Here is an 11,484-nt window from a genome sequence, read left to right as displayed (position 1 = left end):
CTAATTTTTATTGTTAAAATTAAAAAATATTATGAATGTATGCATTATAGGAGAAGGATTAACCAGTCTAGCTTTAGCTAAAAATCTTATAAATAAAAAAATAAATGTTCATATTTATTATAAAACTAAAATTCAAAAAAAAATAACTAGTAGAACTATTGGTATATCAAAAAATAACTTAGAATTTTTTAAAAAAGAAATTTTTGAAATCACTAAAATAAATTATTGGAAAATAAAAAAAATAGAAATTTATTCACAAAAAATTAAAAATGAAAATATCTTTAATTTTAATAATGAAAAAAATGATTTATTTTATATGGTTAAAAATGAGAGACTTTATGAATTGTTAAAAAAAGAAGTTTTAAAAAGTAAGTTTATTAAAAGAATAGCAATCAATAAAAAATTAAATGAGAAAAATCTTAATAAAAAAAATTACGATTTGATAATAAATAGTGACCCAAATAATTTTATTGCAAAGAAATATTTTACAAAAAAGATAGAAAAAAATTATTTTAATGTAGCCTACACAGCAATTTTTAAACATAAAGAAATAGAAAATAATACTGCAGTTCAGGTATTTACGGAGTTTGGTCCTGTTGCATTCTTACCTATTTCAAAAAATGAAACCTCAGTGGTATGTTCGCTGGATACAAAAAGTAAAAAATTCTCAAACTCTGAAATAATAGAATTGATTAATAAAAATAACCCTAAATATGTAATAAAAAATATTTTTGATATTAATAGTTTTAACTTAAGTTCGTCTGTTTTAAGGAAATATTATCAAAAAAATATTTTAGCTTTTGGAGACTTATTGCACAGAATTCATCCCTTGGCTGGACAAGGTTTTAATATGACTATTAGAGATATAAAAATTTTCTCTGAAATTATTCAAAATAAAATTGATTTGGGTTTACAGTTGGATTCTTCAATTTTAAAAGATTTTGAAAATCAAGCCAGAAATAAAAATTTTATGTTTTCAAATGGAATAGATTTTATTTATGAATTTTTTAATTTAGAAAAAAAATTGAAAATAAGAAATTTCACCAAAATTCTTAAAGCAGTTGGTAAAAATAATAATTTTAATAATTTATTAATTAAAATTGCAGATAGGGGAATAAATCTGTAATTTATTGAATGGTTGTATTATCAAAGTTATCGTAATTATAAGTATTTAAAATTTCAGCAATTTTATTTTTTCTAATTTCTAAATCTTGGCTTTCCAATAATATTTGTTTTTCCTCTAATGAAAAAGGTGACGCCATTGAAAGAGCATTAATTGTTTCATTTAAATCTTGTTTCTCAAGAGATTTCCAATTGATTATGTATCCTTTTTTTTCAAACAAGGTTTTTAAGTCTTTAAAAATTAACTCAAGATCTGAAAATTTTAATTCTTTTTTTGAAATGTTTAAATCATCTGAAAAATCATCAAAAGTTACTTCACATAGACGGTAAGCTTTATCAGCTTTAATTTCTTTAATTACTTTAAATCGCGTTAATCCATTTAGCTCAATTAAATATCTGCCATCAACTTTTTCAAAATTTGAAATTTTCCCTAAACATCCAACCTCATATAAATCAGGTATATTACTTAGTTTTTTTTGTTTTGGTTGAATTAAACCAATTAATTTATTGGTTTTCATACTATCATTTATCATCTCTATATATCTTGGTTCAAATATATTTAAGGGAACAGTTGTATTTGGAAAAATAATAAAGTTACTTAAGGGAAACACGGGTATAATTTTTGGTAAATCTTGTTTTTTCATAATTTCTTTTATCAAATTTTTGATAATCTATATACTAATCAAAAACTTTATTATTGCTTGCGTTAAAAAAACCGTCTATTTATTATATTTATATGCGGGTCTAGCTCATTGGTAGAGCGAATCGTTGCCAACGATTAGGTAGAGGGTTCGATTCCCTTGACCCGCTCCAATAAATTTTAAGTTATAATATTAAATGAGTGATCTTTTAAGTAAAAAATGTGTGCCATGTGAAGGTGGGATATTACCATTTGATATAAGTGAAATCCATAAATATCAAAAAAAAGTTGATGGATGGGATGTAAAAAAAAATGTTAAAGATATTTTTTTTTTAGAAAAAAATTTTATATTCAAAAATTTTATTAATAGTCAAAATTTTATAAACAAAGTTGGGGAAATTTCTGAAAATGAAAACCACCATCCTGATATCTCTTTTGGATGGGGTTATGCAAAAATTATAATTACCACACACGCAATAGAAGGTCTCTCTGAGAATGATTTTATTTTAGCAGCTAAAATTGATCAAATTGCTAATGTCTAAAATGTCTAGTTTTAGAAAAAACTAATATCGTATTAGTTTGATTTGCAAATTTTATTATTTCCTTATCCCTAATAGAACCAGAAGGTTGTATAACAGCACAAACTCCAGCTTGAATTAATTTTTCTATTCCATCTACAAATGGAAAAAATGCATCTGAAGCTGCAACTACGTCTTCTCTAAAATTTTCAAATTTATGCATTTTATCAATTGCAATTTGGCAACTATCTAGTCTACTTGGTTGACCTGAACCAATACCTACTGTTGCCTCATTAGCAGCTAATACGATTGCATTTGACTTAACATATCTACAAATATTAAAAGCAAAGATTAAGTTTTTAAATTGTAATTTAGTAGGTTTTTTTTTGGAAACTATCTTAAAATCTTTAATATTAAATTTATTTATATCTTCAGACTGAGTTAAAATTGCCTCATTTGCAGAATTAAATCTTACTAAATCTTTTATTTTAAAATTTGAAGAGTCTATTAGACGTAAATTTTTTTTATTTTTTAATATATTAAGGGCTTCTCTATCAAATCCATTAGCAATAATAACCTCTAAAAAAATATTTTTTAGTTCTTTTGCTAAAGTTTTATTTATTTTATAGTTGCATGAAATTATTCCTCCAAAAGCACTAATAGGATCGCAAGCCAGTGCTAATTTATAACTTTCTAGAGCGTTTTTATGAATAGATACACCACAAGGATTAGCGTGTTTTATAATAACCGTTCCAGTATTGGAGGGCAGTGATTTTGAAATAGTTAAAGCAGAAAATATATCATTATAATTGTTATAGCTTAATTGCTTTCCATGAATTTGATCCAAATTTAAACTATTAGTTTTTGAATAAACAGCAGCTTGCTGATGTGGATTTTCCCCATATCTTAAATTCTCTACTAAATTTCCATAAATAATTTTTTTTTTAGGAAATTTATTATCTTTAATGTTGTTAAAATAATTTGAAATTACTGCATCGTAATAAGCTGTTTCAGAAAAAGCTTCTAAAGACATTTTTTCTCTAAATTCCAAAGATGTTGAACCTTTATTTAATTGCAGTTCATTAATAAGCTCAGAGTATTGATTTGAGGAGGTAATAACAGTTACATCCTTATAATTTTTTGCTGCAGCTCTCACCATAGTTGGTCCACCAACGTCAATATTTTCTATTATTTTTAAATGATTATTTGTTTGTTCTAAAGTTTTCTCAAATGGATAGAAATTAACTATAACAAGGTCGATTTCATGAAAATTATTATTTTTTAAATCATTTTTATGTTTTTTATTTTCTCTTTTACTTAATATCCCAGCATGTATTTTTGGATGCAGTGTTTTAACTCTTCCACCAAGTATTTCAGGAGATCCTGTGTATTCTGAGACCTCTAAGCATTTAAATTTTAGTTTCCTAATTTCTTTGTAAGTGCCACCTGAGCTTATGAATTCAACTTTATATTTTGTTAAAATTTTTAAAAGGTCTTTTAAATTACTTTTATCAGATACAGAAATTAATGCTTTTTTGATTTTATTCATTATAATTTAGTAATTTCCCATTTTATAGTTTGATTTTCATCATTAGTCATTCCTGAAATAAATATATTTTGATTATCAGAAAAAGAATTTTTCTTACCAAAATATAGTCCGTTATCAATATCGATAGTATTGTTTTCTGAGTTAAATTTCCATCCTTCACCATCAAGATCAATGAGTATTGACTTGTTATCCTGTGTTTTCATTACCTTAATATTTGGCTCTAAATGAAATCTAATTTCGAATTTTAGATTTTTAATACCATTTTTTGAAATCATTTTATCATGACCCACAAATTTTATTTGTTCTGGATAAAACTCAACTTCTCTTTCATGAATAATACCATATCGCTTTAGGTAACCATCGTGTGAGGCATGAACTTTCCAATAATTTTTTTCAAAAATAATATTTTTTTTTAATATTTTTAAACCCTGTAAAAGTTTGGAACCCTTATTTTTAGTTTTAGTAAATTTACATGAAGATCTGTCATCTATAATTAATGTGCTATGGACTGCACTTGATTTAGATAAATCATTTAATTTATGTTTATAGTCTTGATAATATCCTGAGTTACAAATTAATTTTTTACCATTTGTTAATATCTCAAGAGATAAAGCACCTGCCTGATAATCAGATGAAAATTTCTTATCAGGACTATCTCCAATATCCATTATTAGAGAGTATTTCTTATTATTAAGAATTACATATCCTCCTATTTCTTTGTTTTGAGATTTAAAGTTATAATCAAACTTTTTCAAATAATGATCAAAATTGTCATTATTTGTTTCATGATTACCGTTGAATAATAAGTCCACATTATTATTTTTCCAAGTAAAGGCATATCCTTGTCCTAAATAATAAATATATTCATTGATATAATCTGGTATTTCATTTTGAGATTCTTTGATCCACTCTCGAATTAGAATAAAATATTTTAAATAAAAATTTAATTGTCTTATGTTTCTAGATTTTGGAAAACCATCATTGTCTAAAGAAAATTTAACAAATTTTTTGAGTAAATTAAGTCCTTTATCTAAGTATTTATCTTCATCATGGTAACACAATCCGACTAAAATAATAGCAGCACAACCTATCATTTTATCATCAACTTTTTCAGACCGTTCAATTTGATCAATTAAATAGTTAATTTGTTTTTTAATAACACCGTTGAAATTATCTTTATAGGAGCTAGTGCCATCTTCATAAGTTAATCTAGCATTTGAAATCCAAGCTATTATTCTTTTTGCTAATATATCTATTTCCCAGCTTTTATGATTATAACGATAATTCTTACTTATCCATTGTTGTATTATTTCTTGAGTATCTTTTTTTGAGGATCTTAAATCCAAACTAAACAACCAAAAAAAACTGTTTAAATTTTTGTAATCTTTATCATTTAAATTTTTATCATTCCAGATGTTACCTAGTGAGTAATTTTCAATATTAATTTTTTTTTTTTCAAATTTAATAAGCGAATCTAAAAGATTAGGACTTGGTTGATATTCTAAAGAACTGATGATGGTGGGATTAATTTTTTTATTATAAATACTGGAATTTAAATAAAGGGAAAGAATTTTTTTTTTAAAAAAAATAAATGAGTTATTAAAAATCATTATTTAACTTGATTTTAGAAGCTCTATATTTTTTTTTATATTTCCATTGTTATTTTTAAATATAGTTGTGCCTGAGACTAAAATATTAGCACCAGCTTCAATAGCCAATTTATTATTATCAAAGTTAATGCCCCCATCAATTTCAATATCAAATTTCAAATTTTTTTGATCTTTTATTTTTTTTAACTCTTTAATTTTTTGTAATACTTCTGGCATAAATTTTTGACCACCAAATCCAGGATTGACACTCATGATTAAGATTAAATCTATCTCTTCTAGAAAATTTGTTACTAAATTAATTTCAGTTTTAGGGTTTAGCGATACACCCACTTTTTTATTTAATCTTTTAATGTGTGTTATTGAACTTTTTAAATCTTCAGTTGCCTCAGGATGTATAGTTATAATATCTGCTCCAGCATCTGCATAATCTTGAATGTATTTATGTACTGGTGAAATCATTAAATGAACATCAAATGGCAGTTTTGTATATTCCCTTAAAGCCTTAATAATTGGAGGCCCCATAGTTAAATTAGGAACAAAATGACCATCCATCACATCTACATGGATCATATCAGCCCCACCTTCTTCTAGTCGTTTAATTTCATTTCCTAATTGACTAAAATCAGCTGATAAAATTGATGGTGATATTTGTATTTTTTTCATTGATTGTCAGCTCTACTAGTATCAATTTTTAAAATTTAATTGAATTAAATAATTGATAAATTTGTTTAGAAATTTCACTTTCTAGAGGAAATGATAACATTCCCATTACAGAATATCCTAAGACCCAGGGCATAAAGTAAAATCTAATCATAAAAAAGAACCATGCTACATATAATGGAACCAGAGGTCCTATGATGAAAGATGGGGTTATTGGTTTAAAAATTTTTATTAGTGGATTGGTAGATTTTACAAAAATCTTCATAAAAAAGAATTCAGAATCTTCTTTTTGAAAAATATTCATCGCAACTCGTCCTATTAAAGTCCACATAATCATACCAAATAAGTAATCTATAAAATAAACTAATGGATGGAAATTTGCTGACATTTAATGATTTATATTAGAAATGAGATTAAATTAAAAGGGGCGAAATTAATCGCCCCTTAGAATTAAAGTTTATTAGTTCTACTTACCAGTAACAGTTCTACCGCTTGGTATACGAACTTCATCAACCATTTTTTGAATTGCTTTATCTGGTTCTTGAGTCATTAAACTCACTACAACCATTGAAACAAAACTAACAGCTGCTCCGAAGATACCAAATGTTAATTGAGTAAGTCCTAAGAACCCACTTCCACCACTTCGCACCCAAACTAGGTACCAAATAGCAGAACCAAGACCTAAAACCATACCAGCAATAGCACCTTCTCTGTTGGCTCTCTTCCACCATACACCAAGTACAAGTGGGAAGAACAATCCAGACATCGCAAAGTCGAAAGCCCAGATAACTGAACCTAAGATACCTTGGATTTCCATTGCCGCAATAGTTGCTCCAGCAAAACCAATTACTACAAGTAATACCCTTGCAACAAGAAGTCTTTTTGCAGTTTCTGCTTTTGGATCAATCATTTTGTAATAAACGTCATGAGAGATCGCGTTCGCAATTGCTAGGATCAAACCATCAGCTGTTGACATGGCAGCAGCCATACCTCCAGCAGCAACCAGTCCTGAGATTACATATGGTAATCCAGCTATTTCTGGTGTTGCTAACACAACTGCTTTACCGCCCATGAAAAACTCGTTTAACTCAAGAGTTCCATTGCCGTTAAAGTCACTGATGAACATCAAGTTTGCTTGATTCCAGTTTTGGAACCAATCTATTGACTGAACTTCAGCAAATGATTTACCAATAATACCAGTTGGTAATGTTGGATCGATCAACGATAGTTTAGATAGCGTTGCTAACATTGGCGCTGAAGAATACAGAAGGAAGATAAAGAATAATGACCAACCAACTGATTTTCTAGCTGCTTTTACACTTGGAGTAGTAAAGTATCTCATCATCACGTGTGGTAATGATGCTGTTCCCATCATCATCGCCAATGCTAATGAAATAAACGCCCAAGGTGTTGCATTTACTGCAGAGTGTGCTTTAGTTATTCCAGCTAACCCTTTAGGTACCGTTGCTAGATCAGCAGCAGAGTTTTTAACAAAACCAAACTGTTGTTCTAACTCACCAATTCTAGCTACTTCATCAGCTAACATAAAGTGAGGGAAGAAACCCGCACCCATTTTGTTACTGATCCAAAAAATTGGAAGTAAGTAAGCTATAATTAGCACGATATATTGTGCAACCTGTGTCCAAGTTACCGCTCTCATACCCCCTAACATTGAACAAAGTAAAATACTTATTAGTCCAATATATACAGCGTATTTAAAGTCGATATCTAGAGCAACAGATGCAATAGTACCAGTAGCGTTAATCTGAGCAGTCACATAAGTGAATGAAGCAACAGTTAAAACTATTACCGCACATAGTCTCGCTAAATTACCACCGTATCTTGTACCTACAAAATCTGGAACCGTGTAACAGCCAAATTTTCTTAAGTATGGTGCTAATAAAGTTGCAACTAATATGTAACCACCAGTCCAACCGACAAGTAGAGCCATATATCCATAGCCTTTGAAGTAAATACCACCTGCCATTGCAACGAATGAAGCACCAGACATCCAGTCTGCCGCCGTCGCCATTCCATTGAATACAGTGGGCACTTGTCTTCCAGCCACGTAATATGCGTCTGCTTGAGCTGTTCTTGATAGATAACCGATCAATGCATAGATGAATATTGTAAAGGCTACAAAAGCAACACCTATTGCTTTAGCAGTCATACCCATCTGCTCACCAATTGCCATTAAGATTATAAAACCTATAAAACCTCCTGTATAGATTCCGTAAACTTTTGGCAAATTGTCTATAAATTTACCTTTTATCATTATTGATCTCCTTTTTCGTTGAAGCCAAATTCTTCATCGATTTTCTCTTGCCTATTAGCAAACCAGAAACATAAAATTACAAAAATTCCAAGAGATCCTTGACATGTAAACCAGTATGTCCATGGATAACCGAAAGGTCCTGTAACCTCATTCATTTCAGCTGCAAAAAGGAAGATGCCGATAGAGAAAACAAACCAAATAGCCAATGTTACGAATAACAATGTCCTAGTTTTTTCCCAGTGTTTTGTTGCGTTTGACATTTATACCTCTCTGTTTTTAGTTATAACTAACCGAAAACATACCCATTCTGATGGTTTTTAAAAGGCTAAAATTTTTCAAATTAAGTCCTTATTTGCTTAATTTTTAGGCTATGATGGCGCATATTTGAACTTTTATGCAAAAATATAAACTTTCCTGGAGAGATATATCACTCAATGATTTTAAAGTTTACTTGTTTGCGATGTTTAAGGCTTTTATCCCAAAGAAAAAAATTAAGAATTTAAATGACCTTGAACACTTTATTCAAACAAAATCTGCCTGGGTAACGCAAGTTACTTTATATAATTATTTAAAAACTAGAATGGGCACAAGGTACGTTCTTCATTTTGACAATGATGTATTCATGGCATCTCTTGATATTGCCAGATGGAATATTTATTCTGTTGCTTTACAGGATCTGACATTATTTACTTTCTCATATTTAAAAGTTAATTTTAATTATCAAAACATCAACCAGTCTAAAGAAATTTTTTTTAAAATTTTAGATAGTGAATCTTCTAATAAGATGCCAGTTGATATTATTGAGGGAGCAAAAAAAACTTTTAATGAGCGACATCAAAATATAAACTGGGAAACTTATTATAAAGATCTGCCATTTAATCCTAGCGCATTATCATTATATAAATGGGCCCCAATAGCTGAAGAATTAAAAACTTTAGATAGAAAAATTGTATTAAACTCTATGATTTTAAAATGGGATAATGTTGAAAAAGAGTTTAAAGAGTTAATAAATTTTTAAATATTTTTTCTATTATCAACTAAACTTTGTACAACACTTGGATCAGCTAAAGTTGTCGTATCTCCTAATTGGTCATGCTCATTAGCAGCAATTTTTCTTAAAATTCTTCTCATAATTTTTCCTGATCTCGTTTTAGGTAGCCCAGGTGAGAAATGAATGATGTCTGGTGTTGCAAGAGCACCTATCTGCTTACGAACCCAAAGTTTTAAATCTCTCTCTAGGTCAAGGTCAGCTACCTCATCAACATTTAAAGTAACATAGCAGTAAAGTCCGTTACCCTTGATATCATGAGGATAACCAACTACTGCAGCTTCAGCAACTTTTGGATGGGCAACAAATGCACTTTCTATTTCGGCAGTTCCAAGGTTATGACCAGAGACAATAATTACATCATCAACACGTCCTGTTATCCAATAGTAACCGTCTTCATCTCTTCTAGCACCATCCCCCGTAAAGTATTTACCATCAAACTGAGAAAAATAAGTATCAATAAATCTTTGATGATCACCATACACTGTCCTCATTTGTCCAGGCCAAGATTGGGAAATACACAACCTTCCTTCGCCAGCTCCCTTAATTTCATTTCCTTCTTTATCAACAATTGCTGGCTTAATACCATAAAATGGTTTTGTGGCCGAACCTGGTTTTAAATTTATAGCTCCTGTTTGAGGACTAATTAATATTCCACCTGTCTCAGTTTGCCACCAAGTATCAACTATAGGACAATTTGAATTTCCTACAGCTTTGTAATACCACATCCATGCCTCTGGATTTATTGGCTCACCTACCGTACCTAGTAATTTTAAAGATTTTCTTGAAGTTTTTTTCAAAGGACCATCACCTTCACGCATCAAAGCTCTAATGGCTGTTGGAGCAGTATAAAAAATATTTACTTTGTACTTGTCAATGATTTCCCACCATCTCGAACTGTCAGGATATGTTGGAATTCCTTCAAACATTATAGTTGTGGCACCATTAGCCAGTGGACCATAAATTATATAACTATGACCCGTAACCCACCCAATGTCAGCAGTACACCAATAGATATCTTTAGGTTTATAATTAAAAATATATTGATGAGTCATTGAGGCATAAACCATATATCCACCAGTTGTATGAAGAACTCCTTTAGGTTTGCCAGTTGAACCAGAGGTATAAAGAATGAACAATGGATCTTCAGCATTCATCTCTTCAGGTTCACAGTGATTGGGAACACCTTCAATTAAATCATGGTACCAAATATCTCTATCATTATTCCAGCTAATTTGACCTCCCGTTCTCTTGACTACAATACATTTTTTAACATTAGCACAGCTTCTTAAAGCTTCATCTGTAATTTGTTTTAATGGAATAGTTTTTCCACCTCTAACTCCTTCATCAGCTGTTATGATATATTCTGATTCACAATCATTAACTCTTCCAGAAATAGAGTCTGCTGAAAATCCTCCAAAAATAATAGAATGAACTGCACCAATTCTAGCACAAGCAAGCATTGTAATCGCAAGCTCTGGTATCATTGTTAAATAAATTGTAACTCGGTCACCTTTTTTAATTCCTAATCTTTTCAAACCATTTGCAGTTTTTGATACTTCTCTGTGTAATTGATTGTATGAAATTTTTTTTGTATCTTTTGGATTATCTCCAACCCAGATAATTGCAGTTTTATCTTTTTTATTTTTTAGATGACGATCTATACAATTAGCAGAAGCATTTAATGTTCCATCTTCATACCATTTAATTCTAACTTCTTTCTTACTATATTTAACATTTTTAATTTTTTTGTACGGCTTAATCCAAGTTATTCTTTTTCCCTCATTTTTCCAAAATTCATTATTATTTTTAATTGAGTCAGAATATTTTTTTTGATACTTGGTCTTATTAATTAAAGCACTTTTGACCCATTCTGGTCTAGTTTTAAAAACTAGCTCTTTTTCTTTTTGTATTTTTACTTTTTTTTTTGAAACTTTTTTTTTAATTTTGGATTTTACAGAACTCTTTTTTTTAGCTTTTGTTTTTTTTTTAAGCTTAGGCTTTTTAGAGCTTCTTTTTTTAGCTTTAGATTTTGTTTTTTTTCGTTTTGGCATGATTTAAT

11 protein-coding genes and 1 tRNA gene are annotated in these 11,484 nt (G+C 29.2%); 4 read left to right on the top strand and 8 right to left on the bottom strand.

Features of this window, described 5'->3' with window-relative positions; genetic code table 11:
• Positions 1–31 precede the first annotated feature (31 nt).
• Entirely contained in the window at positions 32–1,126 is a 1,095-nt protein-coding gene (locus AC5SL1_RS06290; RefSeq protein ID WP_494599504.1) for an FAD-dependent monooxygenase, read from the top strand.
• 1 nt (position 1,127) lies between these two features.
• On the opposite strand, the gene AC5SL1_RS06285 is transcribed toward AC5SL1_RS06290, so the two are convergent.
• Positions 1,128–1,766, bottom strand: coding sequence for an LON peptidase substrate-binding domain-containing protein (locus AC5SL1_RS06285; protein ID WP_494599502.1), 639 nt, complete (start codon positions 1,764–1,766; stop codon positions 1,128–1,130).
• Positions 1,767–1,860: 94 nt separating this feature from the next.
• Here AC5SL1_RS06285 and AC5SL1_RS06280 point away from each other — a divergent pair.
• Both AC5SL1_RS06280 and AC5SL1_RS06275 read left to right on the top strand, forming a co-directional pair.
• Positions 1,861–1,935, top strand: a tRNA-Gly gene (locus AC5SL1_RS06280).
• 24 nt (positions 1,936–1,959) lie between these two features.
• The gene (locus AC5SL1_RS06275) at positions 1,960–2,304 is read left to right on the top strand and encodes a 4a-hydroxytetrahydrobiopterin dehydratase (protein WP_494599500.1); all 345 of its coding nucleotides are present in this window, start codon (positions 1,960–1,962) and stop codon (positions 2,302–2,304) included.
• Here the strand turns inward: AC5SL1_RS06275 and purH are convergent.
• From purH to AC5SL1_RS06245, 6 genes are all read right to left on the bottom strand, one after another.
• Entirely contained in the window at positions 2,294–3,829 is a 1,536-nt protein-coding gene (purH, locus tag AC5SL1_RS06270) for a bifunctional phosphoribosylaminoimidazolecarboxamide formyltransferase/IMP cyclohydrolase (protein WP_494599498.1), read from the bottom strand. The genes AC5SL1_RS06275 and purH overlap by 11 nt on opposite strands.
• Positions 3,829–5,439, bottom strand: coding sequence for a heparinase II/III family protein (locus tag AC5SL1_RS06265; RefSeq protein ID WP_494599496.1), 1,611 nt, complete (start codon positions 5,437–5,439; stop codon positions 3,829–3,831). The genes purH and AC5SL1_RS06265 overlap by 1 nt, the downstream gene beginning before the upstream one ends.
• A gap of 3 nt (positions 5,440–5,442) precedes the next feature.
• Positions 5,443–6,102 (bottom strand): ribulose-phosphate 3-epimerase, encoded by a 660-nt coding sequence (gene rpe / locus AC5SL1_RS06260; RefSeq protein ID WP_494599494.1) that lies wholly within the window; start codon positions 6,100–6,102, stop codon positions 5,443–5,445.
• 28 nt (positions 6,103–6,130) lie between these two features.
• Positions 6,131–6,487, bottom strand: coding sequence for a hypothetical protein (locus tag AC5SL1_RS06255; protein WP_271516410.1), 357 nt, complete (start codon positions 6,485–6,487; stop codon positions 6,131–6,133).
• A 78-nt stretch (positions 6,488–6,565) separates the two neighbouring features.
• Positions 6,566–8,374, bottom strand: coding sequence for a sodium:solute symporter family protein (locus AC5SL1_RS06250; protein ID WP_271516411.1), 1,809 nt, complete (start codon positions 8,372–8,374; stop codon positions 6,566–6,568).
• The gene (locus AC5SL1_RS06245; protein ID WP_494573093.1) at positions 8,374–8,634 is read right to left on the bottom strand and encodes a DUF4212 domain-containing protein; all 261 of its coding nucleotides are present in this window, start codon (positions 8,632–8,634) and stop codon (positions 8,374–8,376) included. The genes AC5SL1_RS06250 and AC5SL1_RS06245 overlap by 1 nt, the downstream gene beginning before the upstream one ends.
• 134 nt (positions 8,635–8,768) lie before the next feature.
• Here AC5SL1_RS06245 and AC5SL1_RS06240 point away from each other — a divergent pair, with 134 nt between their 5' ends.
• Entirely contained in the window at positions 8,769–9,392 is a 624-nt protein-coding gene (locus tag AC5SL1_RS06240; RefSeq protein WP_494573092.1) for an esterase, read from the top strand.
• On the opposite strand, the gene acs is transcribed toward AC5SL1_RS06240, so the two are convergent.
• Positions 9,389–11,476: an acetate--CoA ligase gene (acs, locus tag AC5SL1_RS06235; protein ID WP_494573091.1), complete on the bottom strand. Its 2,088-nt coding sequence runs from the start codon at positions 11,474–11,476 to the stop codon at positions 9,389–9,391. The two genes, AC5SL1_RS06240 and acs, sit on opposite strands and share 4 nt — an antisense overlap.
• Positions 11,477–11,484 lie beyond the last annotated feature (8 nt).

This window comes from Candidatus Pelagibacter sp. PS_10_02 (assembly GCF_059418005.1).
Note: the sequence above shows the minus strand (reverse complement) of the source record. Positions and strands in the feature narration are given on the sequence as shown.